Origin of the sequence: Halomarina pelagica, from assembly GCF_024228315.1 — an archaeon.
GTDB classification, from domain to species: Archaea; Halobacteriota; Halobacteria; order Halobacteriales; family Haloarculaceae; genus Halomarina; species Halomarina pelagica.
The window spans coordinates 380,861-396,655 of sequence record NZ_CP100454.1 but is presented as its reverse complement, the minus strand read 5'-3'; the positions used below and the strand labels follow the sequence as shown (position 1 = coordinate 396,655).

The 15,795-nt window shown below is 70.7% G+C and carries 20 protein-coding genes; 6 read left to right on the top strand and 14 right to left on the bottom strand.

Translation table 11 applies throughout. The features are described from left to right. Positions 1 to 7 precede the first annotated feature (7 nt). Positions 8 to 3,175, top strand: coding sequence for an FAD-binding and (Fe-S)-binding domain-containing protein (locus NKI68_RS02065; RefSeq protein WP_254545015.1), 3,168 nt, complete (start codon positions 8 to 10; stop codon positions 3,173 to 3,175). Positions 3,176 to 3,215: 40 nt separating this feature from the next. Then, on the top strand, positions 3,216 to 3,416 hold the full coding sequence (locus NKI68_RS02060) for a hypothetical protein (RefSeq protein WP_254545013.1): 201 nt from the start codon (positions 3,216 to 3,218) through the stop codon (positions 3,414 to 3,416). 3 nt (positions 3,417 to 3,419) lie between these two features. On the opposite strand, the gene NKI68_RS02055 is transcribed toward NKI68_RS02060, so the two are convergent. From NKI68_RS02055 to NKI68_RS02045, 3 genes are all read right to left on the bottom strand, one after another. Then, positions 3,420 to 3,794: a VOC family protein gene (locus tag NKI68_RS02055; RefSeq protein ID WP_254545012.1), complete on the bottom strand. Its 375-nt coding sequence runs from the start codon at positions 3,792 to 3,794 to the stop codon at positions 3,420 to 3,422. Between the two features lie 50 nt (positions 3,795 to 3,844). Further along, positions 3,845 to 4,882 carry an aspartate-semialdehyde dehydrogenase gene (gene asd / locus NKI68_RS02050; RefSeq protein WP_254545011.1) on the bottom strand — a complete coding sequence of 346 codons (1,038 nt, stop codon included), beginning with the start codon at positions 4,880 to 4,882 and terminating at the stop codon, positions 3,845 to 3,847. Between the two features lie 164 nt (positions 4,883 to 5,046). Continuing rightward, positions 5,047 to 5,235, bottom strand: coding sequence for a 30S ribosomal protein S17e (locus NKI68_RS02045; RefSeq protein WP_254545010.1), 189 nt, complete (start codon positions 5,233 to 5,235; stop codon positions 5,047 to 5,049). A 558-nt stretch (positions 5,236 to 5,793) separates the two neighbouring features. Here NKI68_RS02045 and NKI68_RS02040 point away from each other — a divergent pair. After that, positions 5,794 to 6,861 (top strand): 2,3-butanediol dehydrogenase, encoded by a 1,068-nt coding sequence (locus NKI68_RS02040; protein WP_254545009.1) that lies wholly within the window; start codon positions 5,794 to 5,796, stop codon positions 6,859 to 6,861. On the opposite strand, the gene gvpM is transcribed toward NKI68_RS02040, so the two are convergent. The 7 genes from gvpM to NKI68_RS02005 are packed head-to-tail and all read right to left on the bottom strand — an operon-like array spanning position 6,862 to position 10,574. After that, entirely contained in the window at positions 6,862 to 7,158 is a 297-nt protein-coding gene (gene gvpM / locus NKI68_RS02035) for a gas vesicle protein GvpM (RefSeq protein ID WP_254545008.1), read from the bottom strand. Further along, complete coding sequence (gene gvpL, locus NKI68_RS02030) at positions 7,145 to 8,077, bottom strand: gas vesicle protein GvpL (RefSeq protein WP_254545007.1); 933 nt, start codon at positions 8,075 to 8,077, stop codon at positions 7,145 to 7,147. Before gvpL ends, gvpM begins: the two co-directional genes overlap by 14 nt. Next, positions 8,070 to 8,390: a gas vesicle protein K gene (locus tag NKI68_RS02025; protein ID WP_254545006.1), complete on the bottom strand. Its 321-nt coding sequence runs from the start codon at positions 8,388 to 8,390 to the stop codon at positions 8,070 to 8,072. Before NKI68_RS02025 ends, gvpL begins: the two co-directional genes overlap by 8 nt. Next, complete coding sequence (gvpJ, locus tag NKI68_RS23675) at positions 8,387 to 8,863, bottom strand: gas vesicle protein GvpJ (protein WP_303657481.1); 477 nt, start codon at positions 8,861 to 8,863, stop codon at positions 8,387 to 8,389. Before gvpJ ends, NKI68_RS02025 begins: the two co-directional genes overlap by 4 nt. Next, on the bottom strand, positions 8,856 to 9,683 hold the full coding sequence (locus NKI68_RS02015; protein ID WP_254545005.1) for a hypothetical protein: 828 nt from the start codon (positions 9,681 to 9,683) through the stop codon (positions 8,856 to 8,858). The genes gvpJ and NKI68_RS02015 overlap by 8 nt, the downstream gene beginning before the upstream one ends. A 7-nt stretch (positions 9,684 to 9,690) precedes the next feature. Then, positions 9,691 to 9,942, bottom strand: coding sequence for a gas vesicle protein GvpG (gene gvpG / locus NKI68_RS02010; protein ID WP_254545004.1), 252 nt, complete (start codon positions 9,940 to 9,942; stop codon positions 9,691 to 9,693). Further along, a complete protein-coding gene (locus NKI68_RS02005; RefSeq protein ID WP_254545003.1) occupies positions 9,942 to 10,574 on the bottom strand; it encodes a GvpL/GvpF family gas vesicle protein in 633 nt (210 codons plus the stop codon). The genes gvpG and NKI68_RS02005 overlap by 1 nt, the downstream gene beginning before the upstream one ends. Positions 10,575 to 10,754: 180 nt before the next feature. Here NKI68_RS02005 and gvpA point away from each other — a divergent pair, with 180 nt between their 5' ends. Further along, positions 10,755 to 11,036, top strand: a complete 282-nt coding sequence (gvpA, locus tag NKI68_RS02000; protein WP_254545002.1) for a gas vesicle protein GvpA — start codon at positions 10,755 to 10,757, stop codon at positions 11,034 to 11,036. Positions 11,037 to 11,065: 29 nt separating this feature from the next. Then, entirely contained in the window at positions 11,066 to 11,659 is a 594-nt protein-coding gene (gene gvpO, locus NKI68_RS01995; protein ID WP_254545001.1) for a gas vesicle protein GvpO, halophile-type, read from the top strand. A 1-nt stretch (position 11,660) separates the two neighbouring features. Here the strand turns inward: gvpO and NKI68_RS01990 are convergent, their stop codons facing one another. Genes NKI68_RS01990 through cofD form a run of 4 tightly spaced genes read right to left on the bottom strand, consistent with a single transcriptional unit; the run spans position 11,661 to position 14,879 of the window. Beyond that, entirely contained in the window at positions 11,661 to 12,254 is a 594-nt protein-coding gene (locus NKI68_RS01990) for a DUF447 domain-containing protein (protein WP_254545000.1), read from the bottom strand. Continuing rightward, entirely contained in the window at positions 12,251 to 13,084 is an 834-nt protein-coding gene (locus NKI68_RS01985; RefSeq protein WP_254544999.1) for a triphosphoribosyl-dephospho-CoA synthase, read from the bottom strand. The genes NKI68_RS01990 and NKI68_RS01985 overlap by 4 nt, the downstream gene beginning before the upstream one ends. After that, complete coding sequence (locus NKI68_RS01980; RefSeq protein WP_254544998.1) at positions 13,084 to 13,887, bottom strand: tRNA-dihydrouridine synthase; 804 nt, start codon at positions 13,885 to 13,887, stop codon at positions 13,084 to 13,086. Before NKI68_RS01980 ends, NKI68_RS01985 begins: the two co-directional genes overlap by 1 nt. Beyond that, a complete protein-coding gene (gene cofD / locus NKI68_RS01975; protein ID WP_254544997.1) occupies positions 13,884 to 14,879 on the bottom strand; it encodes a 2-phospho-L-lactate transferase in 996 nt (331 codons plus the stop codon). Before cofD ends, NKI68_RS01980 begins: the two co-directional genes overlap by 4 nt. Positions 14,880 to 15,022: 143 nt before the next feature. Between cofD and NKI68_RS01970 the strand changes: the two genes are divergently transcribed. Then, entirely contained in the window at positions 15,023 to 15,715 is a 693-nt protein-coding gene (locus NKI68_RS01970; protein WP_254544996.1) for an MEDS domain-containing protein, read from the top strand. Positions 15,716 to 15,795 lie beyond the last annotated feature (80 nt).

The following is a 15,795-nucleotide window of genomic DNA, read 5'->3' as shown; positions in this document are numbered from 1 at the left end:
GACAGACATGGCCGTCGAGGACAGGTATTACGATCCGAGCGATCTCGAGACGTCCGTCGCGTCACTCGGCTTCGAGCACAGCGACGTCGCCGAATACCGGGCGCTCGCGCGGGACCTCCGCGAGGCGCTCGACGGAGGCGTCGCCTTCGACGAGTACGCACAGCTCCTGTACGCGACCGACGGGAGCATCTACCGGGCTCGACCGGCGGGCGTCGTCTACCCGAAGCACGCGGACGACGTGCGGGCGGCCGTGCGCGTCGCCGCCGACCACGGCGTCCCCGTCCTCCCGCGCGGGGCCGGCTCCTCGCTCGCCGGGCAGGCCGTCGGACCGGGCTGCGTCGTCCTCGACTGCTCGCGGCACATGAACGACGTCCTCGAGATCGACCCCGACGCCCGCCGCGCCCGGGTCCAGCCCGGGGTCGTGCAGGACCACCTCGACGACGCCCTCGCGCCCCACGGGTTGAAGTTCGCCCCCGACCCGGCGTCCTCGAACCGCGCCACCGTCGGCGGCGGCATCGGGAACAACTCGACGGGCGCACACTCGGTGCGCTACGGCATCACCGACGCCTACACGGAGGAACTGAAGGTCGTCCTCGCGGACGGATCGCTCATCCACACGCGCGAGGTCGTCCTCGACAGCGAGGAGTGGGACGAGATCGTCGCGAAGGACGACCTGGAGGCGCACGTCTACCGCGAGACGCGCCGGCTGGTCGAGGAGAACCGCGAGGAGATCGACGAGCGCTACCCGACGCTCAAGCGCTCCGTCTCGGGGTACAACCTGCACAAGGTGATCTACGAAAAGGACGAGGCGCACAGCGCCTCGGAACAGTCGAGCGGCGAGCGAAGCGAGCCGCGAGAGGCGGGCGAGGAAGTGATCAACCTCTCGAAGCTGTTCGTCGGCGCGGAGGGCACCCTCGGCGTGGTCGTGGAGGCGACGGTGAGCCTCGTCACGAAACCCGAGGAGACGGCCCTCGCGCTCTACTGCTTCGAGAACCTCGTCGACGCGATGGAGGCGGTTCCGGAGGCGCTCGACTTCGACGTGAGCGCCGTCGAGCTGATGGACGACGAGGTGTTCCGCCTCGCGCTCGACTCGACGGAGTTCGCCCAGTACGCCGAGCCCATCCCCGAGGGGACCGCGGCGGCGCTCATGCTGGAGTTCGACGACGAACTCCACGACGACTTCGAGGACGCGATCGCCGAGACGAACGCCCACTTCGTCCACGCCGGGAAGGCCTTCGAGGTGCTCGAGGCGTACACCGACGAGGCGCAGGCCGACCTCTGGAAGCTCCGCAAGGCGGCGATCCCGCTCCTCATGAGCCTGGAGGGCGACCCCAAGCCCTACCCCTTCATCGAGGACGCGACCGTCCCGCCGGAGGAACTCGCGGAGTACGTCACGGAGTTCGAGCGGGTCCTCGACGACCACGGCACCTCGGCGGCCTACTTCGCCCACGCCGGCAGCGGGACGCTCCACATCCGACCCATCCTCAACCTCAAGACGGAGAACGACATCGAGACGATGCACTCCATCACGGAGGACGTGACCGACCTCGTGCTGGCGCACCACGGCGCGTTCTCGGGCGAGCACGGCGACGGGATGGCCCGCACGGAGTTCAACCCGAAGATGTACGGCGATCGACTCTGGACGGCGTTCAAGGAGCTGAAGACCGCGTTCGACCCCGAGTGGTGGATGCACCCCGGCAACGTCGTCTACCGCGACGGGCCGGACGACGTCGGGCCGGCGGGCGAGCGCGGCGTCGGCGCGGACATGCGCGAGCACCTCCGCTACGGCGCGACCTACCAGTCCATCTCGCCCCAGACCGCGATGGACTTCTCCGAGGACGGCGGGTTCGCCCACCTCGTCGAGCTGTGTAACGGCTGTGGCACCTGCCGCCAGACCACCTCCGACACGATGTGCCCGACCTACCGCGCCTCCCAGGAGGAGATCCAGACCACGCGCGGCCGGGCGAACATGCTCCGGGCCGCGATCAGCGGCGAGCTGTCGGAGGAGGAACTCTACTCCGAGCGCTTCCAGTCGGAGGTGCTCGATCTCTGCGTCGGCTGCAAGGGTTGCATGAGCGACTGCCCGACCGGCGTGGACATGGCGAAGCTCAAGACGGAGGTGAAACACCAGTACCACCGGCGCGAGGGCGTGGGCCTCCGCGAACGGCTGTTCGCCGACATCGACCGCCTCTCGCGGGTCGGGAGCGCCCTCGCGCCGCTCTCGAACGTCGCGCCGAAGCTCCCCTACGCCCGCGAGGCGATGGAGCGTACCCTCGGCATCGCCGCCGAGCGCGAACTCCCGCACTTCACCCGCGAGACGCTCGAGGACTGGTTCGAGGCCCGCGGCGGGTCGCGGGTCCCCCAGGGCGAGGCCGAGGAACGAGTGTTGCTGTTCCCGGACACGTACACCAACTACAGCTACCCCGAACCGGGGAAGGCCGCGGTGCGCGTGCTCGAGGCCGCCGGCTGTCACGTCGAACTCGCCCGGGAGGTCACCTCCAGCGGTCGCCCGGCCTACTCGAAGGGCATGCTCGACCTCGCGCGCCGGCGCGCGAGGCACAACGTGGACGCGCTCGCGCCGTCGGTGCGCGACGGCTGGTCGGTCGTCTTCGTCGAACCCTCCGACGCCGTCATGTTCCAGGACGAATACCTCGACCTCCTCACCGGCGAGGAGGCGGCGGCGGTCGCCGCCAGCGCCTACGGCGTCCTGGAGTTCCTCGACACCTACCGCCTCGACGAGAACGTCGAGTTCGGCGAGGCGGGTGAGTCGCTCACTTACCACGGCCACTGCAACCAGAAGGCGACGAACAAGGACCACCACGCGGTCGGCGTCCTCCGCCGGGCCGGCTACGAGGTCGACCCCCTCGACTCCGGCTGCTGCGGGATGGCAGGAAGCTTCGGCTACGAGGCCGAACACTACGACCTCTCGCAGGCCATCGGGCGCATCCTCTTCCGCCAGGTCGACACCAGCCCCGGCGAGGAGGTCACCGCCCCGGGTGCCTCCTGTCGCTCCCAGCTCGGCGACAGGCCGGGCGAGGCGATGCCCCCCCACCCCATCGAGCGGGTCGCGGACGCGATGGCCGATCGCCCGTGGGAACGCCGCGCCGACGCGAACGCCGACCGGCGGCGATCGCCGACCGACGCGGTGGCGGCGCTGATCGGGCGGTTCCGGTAACGTCCGAAGGCTTTTTTCGTCGGCCGTGAACGCCTACCCGATGGACTACAAGGACCTCGTCGTCGTCGGGCTGGCGTTCCTGATCGGCAACGTCGGGGCGGCCGCGGGCGGTCCTCTCGGAGCCGTCGCGGGCATCGTCGTCGGCGCGGGGATCGGCGCGAAGTGGGCCGCGGAGTCCGACAGGGTGCGCTACCTCGAGGGTCGGGTCGAGGAGTTGGAGGCGCGAGTCGGGGAGCCGTAACGTTCAGTCCGAGAGGGGCTGTACCAGCTCCACCACGTGCCCGTCGGGGTCCCGCACGAACGCCGTGCGCGCGCCCGCCTCGGGCTGGTCGCCCGGCTCCTTCACGACGCCGTGGTGGTCGATCGCCTCGAACGCGGCGTCCACGTCCTCGACGCCGAGCGCGAGGTGGTCGAACCGGTCGGCCTCGGCGATCGCGTCCTCGCCCTCCGCGTCCGTGAGCTGGAGTTCGAAGCCGTTGCCGTCGGCGACGTAGACGTGCCGCGCGCTCCCGTCCGGGGCGGTGAACTCCCACGAGCGCTCGAAGCCGAGTTGCTCGACGTACCAGTCCGCGCTCTCGTCTGCGTCCGACACGGCCAGCCTGACGTGGATGAGATCCATACGCACACCCGGGCGTCGATTCGGAATAAAGGAACGTGTCGCGGCGGTTCTTACAGCCAGCCGTCGTTCAGCAGCAGTTCGCCGTTGAGCACGGACGCACCCGCCGCGCCGCGGATGGTGTTGTGCGCGAGGCAGTTGTACTGCACGCCGCCCCCCGTCTCTCGGAAGCCCCCGGCGGTGACGGCCATGCCGCCGCCGCGCATGCGGTCGAGGCGGGGCTGGGGGCGGTCGGGCTCCTCGAAGACGTGGACGAGCGGGTCCGGCGAGGAGTGGAGGTCGAGGCTCGGATACTCGCGCATCGCGTCGGCGGCCCCCTCCGCCGTCACCTCCTCGCGCGTGTCCGCCCAGACGTTCTCCAGGTGGCCGTCGAGCGTCGGAATGCGGTTGCAGGAGGCCGCGACGTCGGCGTCGTGCCAGCGAACCTCCGCGCCGTCGAACGAGCCGAGCAGCTTTCGCGCCTCGCTCTCCATCTTCTCCTCCTCGCCGCCGATGTAGGGGATGGCGTTGTCGATGATCTCCATGGAGGCGACGCCGTCGTAGCCCGCGCCGGAGACGGCCTGGAGGGTGGCGACGCGGACCGATTCGAGGCCGAACGCGCGGTCGAGCGCCGCGAGCGTCGGAACCATCGTGATCGTCGAGCAGTTGGGGTTCTTCACGAGCGCGCCGTCCCATCCGCGGGTGTCGCGCTGGACCTCGAGCAGGTCGAGGTGATCGGCGTTGACCTCCGGGATGGTGAGGGGAACGTCGTCGGCGTTGCGGTCGTTCGAGGAGTTCGAGGAGACGACGTAGCCCGCCTCGCAGAACTCGGGTTCGACGCGCTCGCCGACGCTCGAGGGGAGCGAGGAGAACAGGAGTTCCACGTGGTCGGGGACGGCGTCCGCCTCGGTGGCCGTGACGGTCATCTCCGCGACGTCGGCGGGGATGGGCGTATCGACGCGCCACTTCGCCGCCTCGCGGTAGGACTTCCCCGCGCTGTCGTCGCTCGCGGTGAGCGCGACGAGGTCGAAGTCCGGATGCGGATCGAGCAGTTGGATGAGTCGCTGGCCCACGGCACCGGTCGCGCCGAGGACGCCTACGCTGACAGCCATTACCGAGCCTCTGTCCGAGCGCGTCAAAACGGTTGTGATAGTTGCAAGCACGGCCCCCCGACCGACGCGGCCGTCGGCGATCGCTCGCGCCCGCCGACGGCCGCGTCGGCCTCCGCTGGCCCGCGCTGGTCGGCCCGTGAGCGCGCGTCGACGCGAGAAGCGAGTTATTCGACCGTGCCGCCCTTCTTCCGGGTGATGTAGCCCGCGATCCGGTTTCGGACCTCCTTCGACTCGATGTTCGTGAACTCCGTGACGAGTTCCTTGTTGCGCTCGAAGTCCGCGTTGAACGCGTCCGAGTACTTCTCCAGCAGCACGTTCGCCGTGTTCTTGATGTAGGCGGGTTTGATGGCCATACCCTATCCTCCCGACGGCGCGGCTAAAAGGATTCGTCTTCGGTCCGGAACGCGGAGGATCGAGGGGGCGACGCCCACGCCGTCGGCCGTCCGTCTGTACCGACGGGTCGGTGGACGGGGCGTCGACGATCGTCGAACGGGGCGACCGACGGTGAGGAGGCGTTTCGGACGACGCGGAGGATTCGTCGAATGGCAGCAACGGCCGCTGGGACCGAAGAGGGCGCTCAGGAGCTCATCGAACCGCCCTGCGTCTCGTGCTGTCAGAGGCACGCCCCGGCGGCCGGTTGCTGTACCACGATCCGATAACCCCGAGGGATAAATATGTTGGCTATACTCGTCGGGACGGTCCTCGCGGGTCGGTCGTCGCTCGAACGCCGATGGTGCGGCCGTAGCGGCACTCCGCTCGCGGAGTCGATACCTGACGGCCGACCCGAACGAGCGTCGCCCGACCGCTGGGAGGGATCGAGTGTCGTCGTCGCTCCGACGGCGTCCCGCCATATGTCAACTGCTGGCATTCGCATGCACCACGGTTGTCGCGTCGGTCGTCGAGGACGGCGTATGAGAGCCGCCGTGTTTCACGACCGCGAAGACGTCCGGGTCGAGGAGATAGCGCGCGACGACGTCGGGGCGGACGAGGTCAGGATCGATCTGCGCGCGGCCGGGATCTGCGGGTCGGACCTCCACGAGTACGCCGCCGGCCCGATCTTCGTCCCCGACGAGACGCCGCATCCGGTGACCGGCGAGACGGCCCCGATACCGATGGGCCACGAGTTCGCCGGCGTCGTCTCCGAGGTCGGTTCGGAGGTCGAGACGCTCACCGAGGGCGACCCCGTCGCGGTCAACCCGGTCATCTGGGACGGGACGTGTCGCTACTGCGACGAGGGGAAGTACCACCTCTGCGTGAACGGCGGGTTCGTCGGTCTCTCCGGCGGGGGCGGCGGGTTCGCGGAGGAGACCGTCGTCCCCGCCGTGTCGGCCGTTCCCCTCCCGGACGGCGTTCCCGTGGAGCACGGCGCGCTCGTCGAACCGTTCACCGTCGGGGTGCACGCGGTCCGACGCGCGAACGTGCGAGCCGGCGACTCCGTCGCCGTCTTCGGAAGCGGTCCCATCGGACAGGCCGTGATCCAGGCGTCGTGGGCGGCGGGCGCGGGCGAGATCTACGTCTCCGAACCGCAGGAGGCGCGCGCCGAGATGGCCGTCGACTCGGGCGCTGACGTCGTCGTGGATCCGACCGAGTCCGACCCCGTCGAGCGGATAACGTCCGAGAGCGACGGCGGGGTCGACGCTACCTTCGAGGTGGCGGGCATCGAGACGACGGTCAACCAGTCCATCAACGCCGCGAAGCGCAACGGGCAGGTCACGATCGTCAGCATCTTCGAGGACGAGGTGAGCGTCCACCCGAACGACGTCGTCCTCGGCGAGCGGCGGATCAGCGGGACGCTCGCGTATCAGGGCGGTCCCCTCTCGAACGTCTCGTTCGGGCGGACGATACGGATGATGGAGACTGGACGGCTCGACCCCGAACTCCTCGTCACCTCGCGGATCGACCTCGACGACATCGTCGAGGAGGGGTTCGAGCGACTCCTCGGCGGAAGCGAGGAGGTCAAGATACTGGTCGAGCCGTAGTCAACCGTCGAGTTCGGGACGGGGGTCGTCGGTCACGTCCGCGTCCGCGTTCAACTCCCTCGTCTCCGAACGTTCCGCCTCCTCCCGCTCGAGCGCCCGCTCGCGGATCCGTTCGTCCCACTCCACGAACATCCCGTGTTCGGCCATCGTCTCCATCCCGGCGAGCGCCGCCCGGAGCTTCAGCCCGACCAGCGGCACGTCGGCCACCGAGATGATGACGTCCGCCTGCAGCACGGCACCGTCGCGCAGCAGCACGTCGAGGAGGTCGACGAGCGCGTCGTCCCTACGCGGCTCCATCGTCGTCCTCCTCCAGCGACGGCGCGAAGGTGTACGGCGGCCACGGACCGGTGTAGCGGACCTCGACGCCCGGTTCGACCGCCACGTCGTCCAGCACGCCGCCGATCGCGTCGGCCCCCGCCTCGGAGGCCAGCACGGCGAGTCGGGCGAGCGTGTCGCCGTCGTCGCGTTCGACGAGGCCCGCGGTCTGGCGGTCCCGGGGGAGCGCTCGCACCTCGCGGGCGTGGTCGTCCAGGCGCGCGGCGAGCGCGTCGGTGCGGTCGCCGCCGCGCGCCCGTCTGGCGCGGGCGAGGCGCTGCTCGTACTGCTTCTCGAGGAGGTGGCGCGTTCCGCCCTCGGCCCCCTCGACGCGCTCGCGCAGCGCCGCGAGGTCGTCGTCCTCGTCGAGGACGGCCGCCTCGACCGCCTCGGGGTCGCTTACGACCTCGATCCGGTACTCCCAGTGGCCCCGCAGGTCGTCCAGGGCGTCGACGAACGCCTCGCGCCGTTCGTCGATCAACTCCCTGACGCCGTCGTCGTCGCCGCGTGCGAGCGTGTCGAAGCGGAAGGGGATCGGCGTCCCGAACCGCTCGCCCGCCGCGTCGATGACGCGCTGGTGGGCGAGCAGCCACCGCCGGACGAGCGTCGGGTCGTCGGCGTCGTACGGCTCCGCGCGCTCGTGGACGACGAACCCCACGCCGTCCGTCTCGATCAGGAAGACGGGTTCGTCGTCGATCCCGCTCGCGTCGAGGGGCGATCGGCCGCCCCCGTCCGCGCCGTCACCGCCGTTTCCCTCGTCCTCACCCCTGCCATCGTCTCCGGTCCGGACCGCGCAGTAGAGGTATCGGCCCTCGTCGAGAGGGTGGGAGCGGGAGTGGGAGTCGGAGTCGGAGCCGCCCCCCGATTCGTGGGCGGCCTCCTCGGCGGTCCCCTCACGCATCGTCGCGCACCTCCCAGCCGGTCGGCGTCGCCTCGACGCGGTCGAGGAACTGCCCCACGAGTCCGTCCAGGTCGGCGCGCAGGTCGTCGACCGGTTCCTCGAGTTCCTGGCTCGCCTTCAACTCCTCGAGTTCCTCCTCCAGCGCGGCCAGCTGCGCGCCGACCCGTTCGATCTCCTCGTCGGTGAGCGTCCCCGATTCCATGCGACGGACCGCCTCGCGCTCCAGCGCCTCGACCAGCACCTCCACCACGGCGATGACGAGCGTGAGCAGTCCGTCGCTCGCCCGCTCGCCGTCGACGTCGATCGTCGTCATCGCTCGGCTCTCCCCTCGTCGCGCTCGTCGTTCTCGTCGCGCTCGTCGTTCTCGTCGTTCCCGGTGTCCTCGTCGCGCTCGTTCGATCCCTCGTTTCCGGCCTCTCCGGCCGCGTCAGCGCCCTCAGCGTCTCCCCCGTCGTCCTCCGACGAACCCGTCTCCCCGACGGGGGCCATGACGTCGATGGGTCGCGCCTCGCCGATGTCCTCGATCGAGGCCCGGCCGGAGGCCTCCTCGAGTCGGCGCATGTCGGTCCCCTCGGGGAACTCGAGACCGTACCTGGCGGCCGTATCGAACGACGCGAGGGCCGCGCGCAGGCGGATCCCGAGCAGCTCCGTCTCGCCGATGGTCACGACGATGTCGGCGTTGATGACGATCCCCTTGTCGAGGACCATCTCGACCACGTCGGCCAGGCTGTCGCTCCGCGGTCGGGTCGAGGGGCCGCTCCCCGAGCGCTGGGGCTGGTCACTCATCGCGCTTCCCCCGCTGGCGGAGTCGGCGTCCCACGATCCGGTCGAAGTTCGGCGCGGTGGAGTAGCGCGTCTCGGTCGGCACCGTCGAGTTCCGCCCGACGACCCCCATGTCGAGTCGCTTCCGCGTCCGGGGCGCGAGCGAGACCGCGGTCGGGTTGCGCGAGGACGCCGAGTCGCGCTCGGGCACCTGCTCCTGTGCGGTCTCGACGGCGATCTCCAGGCGGTCGCGCGCGTCGAGGACCGTCTCGCGGAACTCCTCGAGCGCCGCCGCGATCCGTCGCTGGGCGCTCGTCTGGATCGCCTCGGCGGGGATCTCGTCGCCGTCACCGATGTTCACGTCGACGCCGTCCCCGCCGTCCCCGCCGACTCCGCCGACTCCGCCGACGATCGAGTCCCCCTCCTCGGCCGCCTCCTCGCCGACGAGGTCGGTCACCGCCTCGTCGAGTTCGCGCTTGTTCCGCCAGAACTCGCGGACGTCGACGTTCTTCCAGATCTCGCCGAGTTCGACGAGTTCGTGGAGTCGCTCGAGGCGAACGGCCCCGTCGACGTCGCCCTCCGCGAGCGCGTCGACGTCGATGGCCTCGGGGAGTTCGGACGGGTCGATCGACGCCGCGACGCCCGGTACGTCGACCGTCTCGAGCAGTTCCTCCGCCTCCTCGACGACGCGCAGGAACGCCTCGACGGCGTCCGCGGCGTCTTCGACCCCGCCCTCGGAATCGAGGGCCTCTACGAGGTCCCGGGCGGCCGTCTCGGCGTCTTCGACGAGCGCGTCCAGGTCCGGAGACGATTCGTCTGCGTTCTGCGTGTCGTTGTCGGGCATGGTTCTGTCACCGTTTCACTTCGACGCGGCCGCTGAGGTGCTCGCGCGCCTCCTCTGCGAGGGCGATCTGGTCGCGGATCTCCTCCTGGCGGCGCTCGTACTCCTCCCGCGACAGCTCGCCGAGTTCGTACAGCAGGCGGTTCTCCTTGCGCTCGTCGCGCAGCGCGTCGACGTCGTACATCTCCTCGATCGCCATCGAGTGGATGACGTTACCCAGCGAGACGAGCGGCCGGAGAAGCAGGTCGTCGACGAGGAACATCAGTGCTGTGCCCCGATCTCGATGTCGACGAAGTTGTAGGGCGCGTACGGGCCGGTGTACTGCACCGTCAGTTCGTCGCCGTAGTCGTCTTCGATCCCCTCGACCGCCTCGTCGAACGCCTCCCGGGAGTCGCGCTCGACGAGGTAGGAGGCGTTGAACACGAGGCGGTCGCTGAACAGTCCGTTGTCGGCCTCGCCGGCGCTCACCGCCGACAGCCGCTCCGAGACGTCCTCGGCGACGGCCTCGCGGTCGATCGACGTCTCCTCGGGCGCGACCAGCTTCACCCCGAGTTCGACCGTCCCGTCGAGGTCGCGGAGCGCGCGGGAGAACGCCGGCCGCGCCTCGCGGAGGACGCTCTTGAGCGTCCGGCCGTTCTTGAACACCATCCCGAAGCGCATCGGGACGAACGTCCGACCCTCCCCGCCCTCCATGACCGCCCGGATGACCTCGTCGTGCGCTCGGCTGTTCTCGTCGGTCTCCTCCGGCTCGAGCGTCTCTACGTCGCTCACGACCGCCGAGAACGGCCCGTGGTCGACCGAGTAGATCTCCGTCGCTCCGTCGACGCCCTCCATCTCCAGTTCGATCTCGTCGCGCTCGACGACGCCGTAGACGTACAGGTGTCGGTCGCTCATGTGCCGCGCTCACCGTCCGATCGGATCGACCGCGACGATCGCCGGGCGAGGGGCGACGAGTTCGGTTGTATCCGCGGGTCGTCCATCGGGCTGAAATCAGACGACGGAACCGTATAAGTGTGCGCCCGGGGTGAGCAGGGCGAACGCCTAAATAGTCCGGTCGAGTTCCGACAACTTGCGATGTCTAGCCAACGACCGGGGACGTCCAGTCTCGCTGACGTGCTCGACAGAATCCTCGACAAGGGTGTCGTCATCGACATCTGGGCACGAATCTCGATCATCGGCATCGAGATCCTGACCGTCGAGGCGCGGATCGTCGTCGCCTCCGTCGATACGTTCCTCCACTACGCGAAGGAGATATCACGTATCGAACTGGCGAGCGAGTCCGGCGAGTTAGAGGACCTGAACGAACTCGAGATCGGGTCCTCGCCGCTCGTCGAGCCGAAACAGACCCCGTCATGAACGCCACACGAACAGCCACCAGCTGAACGATGAGCGACCATAGCGAGCAGGCGCAGTGTCGCGCCCTCACGAGCGACGGCACTCGCTGCGCACGCTCCGCGGACGTCGACGGTTTTTGTTACCAACACGGCCCCGACGACCCGACTATCGACGAGGCCGGGGAGGACGAGGGGGAGACGGAGGAGGTGCTCATCGCAGACGGTAACGGCGACGGCGACGGCGACGGCGACGGCGACGGTGACGGCGACGACGACGACGAGGGGGAGGAGAGCGAGGGGGAAAGCGACGAGAGCGACGGAAACGACGGAAACGGGGGCGAAGGCGAGGAAGGAGACGAGAGCGAGGAGTCAACGACCACCGGCGTCGCGGCGGTCCGGGACACCATCCGATCGTCCGCGGCCGACCTGATCGGCTACCCGCTCGACGGCATCGCCGCGATCGAGCGCGCGAACGGCGAGGAGGAGTGGTCGGTGCTGGTCGAGGTGATCGAGCGGCGATCGATCCCCGACACCTCGGACATCATCGGGGAGTACCGGGTGGACCTCGACGACGGCGGCGAGATCCAGAGCTACCGGCGCGTCCGGCGCTTCCGCCGCGGCGACACCGACCAGGAACAGTTCTAGGTCAGGGTCGCCACTCCACTAACTCCTCGAAGCGTTCCCACGCCGAGCGCTCGCGCTCGCCCGCGCAGGAGTCCACCACCGACTCGAAGTACGCGATGCGCTCGCGGAGCGCCGCGTCGTCGTACCCGGGGGTGTCCAGGCGCGAGGCCGCCACGGTCGCCTCCACGACCGCGCAGCGGGCGCGGTTCGTCGTCGGGACGGCCCGCCGCTCGACGTTCGACTCGACCGGCGAGAGCGTCCACTCGATCCACCGCGTCCCGTCGGTCGTCCCCGCGTCCGACGCCTCCGCCGCGACGCGCGCCCAGGCGTCCGCCGAGTCGAGTATCGGCGCGTCCTCCTCGCGGATCGAGCAGGCCGCCTCGACGAAGTCGACGGGGGCGCGGGTGAACTGGACGTACCCCTCGCCGCGTTCCTCGAAGTTGCGCCGCGTCCGGGTGCGCCCCCACGTCCGGGCCGTCACTCGGCCGTCGTCCGCCGCGAACAGGCCGAGGGCGGCGACGTTCCACCGGTCGTTCGGCCCGAGCGTCGTCACGACCGACTCGGTGACGCCCGAGAGGTCGACCGGCCAGTCGGCGGCGTTCGGCACGTCGGTCACACCTCCATCCCCCGCTCCAGCGCGACGAACAGCGCCGCCGCGGTGAGGTCGGCCGTCGTTCCGGGGTTCACGCCGCGGGCGACGAACTCCTCGGCCAGCGCCTCGGGGTCCTCCCCGCCGTCGAGCGCGGCCCGCGCGCGTTCGGTCGCCTCTCGCGCCGTCGCGGCGTCGAGGCGCTTCTCGACGAACGTGTCCGGCTCGTCCGCCAGCAGACGCAGGAACGCCCGCGACGCGCGATCGGCGATCGGCCCGTCGTCGGCCAGGAGCCACCCCGCCGCCTCGAACGCGCGCGGGAACCCCTCGGTCCACTCGCGGGCGACGCCGTCCACCCCCGCGCTGTCGGCCAGCACGTCCGCCAGGGTGAGCCCGCGCTCGCGAAGCGCCGGTTCGGCGTCGCCCCCGCGGCGCACGTCGAGCGCCTCCATCCCCTCGGGCGGGTCGTCCACGGCCACGGCCACGACCTCGAACGCGCGGTAGAAGGCGCAGGCGTCGTCGACCGTCGTCGCCGCGCAGACGCGCCCCGCGCCCGCGGGCGAGAGGTCGCCCTCGCTCGCGGCCCGCACGAGGGGGACGAGCGACAGGAGCGCGCCGAACTGCGTGTTGCCGCCGGACTGCTCCCCCATCCCCGCGACGGCCCGCTCGAACGCGTCGCCGAGCGGCGCGTCGCCCGCCGCCATCCGAAGCCCCGGGACGCTCCCGACGGCCCCGGCCAGGAAGTGCTCGAAGCGCAGGTCGGGGTGGTCGCGGCGGCGGTCCACGTTCCCCGGCTTGGGCGTTCCCGCCACCTCCAGCAGGAGGGCGAGTTCGGCGTTCTGCACGTGATCGCGCATCAGGCGTCGGCCCCCTCCTCTCGTTCGACGTTCCTCCGGTTCTGCCCCGTCCGCCCCCCGGCGAACCACGCGTCGGCCGCCCGCCGCACCCGCGCGAGGACGGCGGGGTCGTCGCTCGGGCGGCCGACGCTCACCGCGTCCGCGCCGTGGTTCAGGTACTCCTCGACGGTCGCCCGGTCGCGCACGCCGTTGTTGGCGATCACGAACAGGTCGCAGGCGTCGACCACGTCGGCGACGACGGCCTCCGAGTCCATCGCGTCCACGTGGATGACCTCGCCCCCCGCCGCCTCGATCCGACGCGCGAGGTCGGGGAGGTCGACGCCCGGCACCTCGGCGCGGACCTTCGCGCTCACGGTCGCCCCCTCGCCGCTCGCGGCCGCCACCTGCTCGCAGAGCCGGTCGGGGTCGCGCAGGAGCGCCTCGCCCGCGCCCGCCGCGCACATCTCGTCCTGCCGGCAGTGGGCGTTCACCTCCAGGATCGCGTCGCGGTCCCGGCAGACGCGGGCGACCGCGCGGACGGGGTCGAGCGTCGCGCTGCGGACGTTCACGCCCGCCCGGAGGGGGACGCCGTCGAGCGCCGCGAGTTCCCGGTCGACGAACGCGACCGGATCGTGGGGGAGGAACTCCTCGCGGTCTCGCGCGACGAGCGCGCGGGCGGCAGCGCGGGTGTCGCGATCGAGCGCGATGCCGCCGAGGAACGCACAGCCCGCGTGGTCGGCCGCGCGGCGCGCCCACGCCGCGTCGGAGGCCCCGCTCAGGCTGGCGAGCGCGACGCGCGGCTCGAAGGGGTCGACGGTCGTCATCCGCCGACCGCCTCCAGCGCCTCGCGGGCGGCGCGGGCGACGCGCGCCGCGTCCGCATCCGTCGAGAGCGTCGTGTCCGTCCGGACGACGGGCCGGTCGAGGTCCGTCGGGTCGGCCTCGTCAAGGACGAACGCGTCCGCGAAGGGGTACGCCTCCGCGACCCCCGCGGTGGAGGGGTCGTAGCCGACCGCCGCCATGAGTTCCGCCGCCGGGCCGGAGAAGACGCGATCCCCGACGAACGGCGAGACGGCGACGACGGGCGTCCCGTGCAGCGCGCGCTCGAAGGCCTCCATCGCCAGCATCGGGCCGACGCTGGTCACCGGGTTCGACGGGCCGACGACCACCGGCGCGGAGAGCGCGTCGAGGACCGCGTCGGTCGGCCGCGCCCCGTCCGCGCCGCGGAACTCCACGTCGACCACTTCGGGGTCGCCACCGCGCCCGACCCACCACTCCTGGAAGTGCATCGGGCCGTCGGGCGTGTGGACCATCGTCGCGACCGGGTCGTCGCTCATCGGGAGGAGGTCGCGTTCGAGGCCGAACGCGTCGGCGAGCGTCCGCGTCGCCTCCGTCAGCGTGTACCCCTCGTCTACGAGGCCCGTCCGCGTGAGGTGGACCGCGCGGTCCCGATCGCCGATGAACATGAACTCCGCGACGCCGGAGAACCGCCGCCACCGGGCGACGTCGCGGCCCGCCGTCTGCCGCTTCTCGGGGAGGTAGCGCGGCCCGGCGTCGAGGCCCGCCCGCTCCGCGAGGCGGCGCAGTTCCGCGTGCGTGGTGTCTTCGTCGCCGTCAACGCCCCACCACGTCTCGCGGTCGAGGACGCCACCGTCGAGAAAGAGCACGGTGTCGACGTCCGGCGAGACGAGCATCCCGCCCAGCTCCACGTCGTCGCCCGTGTTGCCGATCACCGTCGTCTCCCCCGGCGGGAAGACGGCGTCGGCACCCGCGAGCAACTTCGGCGTGCCCGTACCGCCTGCGAGGAAGGTCGTCATATCCGCAACTCCGCGCGGCGACGTTAAACGGTTGCGCCTGTCTCTCGCGGCGACCGCTGGCGAACACACCGCCGGGGGGACGTGCGCCGTCGCGTTCCCCCGGCGCTACATTATTAGGCGCGTGCCGCCTTCGGCCTCGTGGAATGGACCACGACCGACTGACCGGTCGGGACGCCGTCTCCGGTACCTCGTCACCGCCGCGCGATCCCGGGGAGACCGTCGCCGGTCCGACCGTCCGCGGGCCGGAGCGAGAGTCCGAGACGCCCGACCTCCACCACCACGTCGCCCTGCTCTATGCGACCCAGGACCAGCAGTTCGCCGCCGTCGTTCCCCTGATCCGGGACGGCCTCGAGCGGGGGGAGCGCTGTCTCTACATCTGCGACGACAACCCGCGGGAGGACGTCGAGCGGGCGATGCGGGCCGCCGGGATCGACGTCGACGCCGCGGTCGAGGCCGGCGATCTCTCGTTTCACTCGAAGGAGGGTACCTTCCTCCGGAACGGGGCGTTCGAGCCGGAGGAGGTGATCGCCTTCGCGGACGAGATGACCCGAACGGCGACCGAGGAGGGGTCGTACGACGCGATCCGGATCGCCGGCGAGATGACGTGGGCGCTCGACGGCGAACACAGCGTCGACCGGCTGATCGAGTACGAGGAGACGCTCAACGGCGTGTTTCCGGAACTCGACTGTGTCGGCATCTGTCAGTACAACGTCGACCGCTTCTCCCCCGAGATAATAAACCAGATCGTCCGGTCGCACCCGAACCTCGTCTACGACGGGACGGTCGGTCGGGACTTCTACTACATCCCGTCCGAGTATGTGTTTAGCCCGAACTGATTTCGCCACTGTCTCATAGGAAGCGCACAAGCCGGGCTGTATGTACTGGCGGCAGGGTTTCGTGGTGATCCACAGGGATG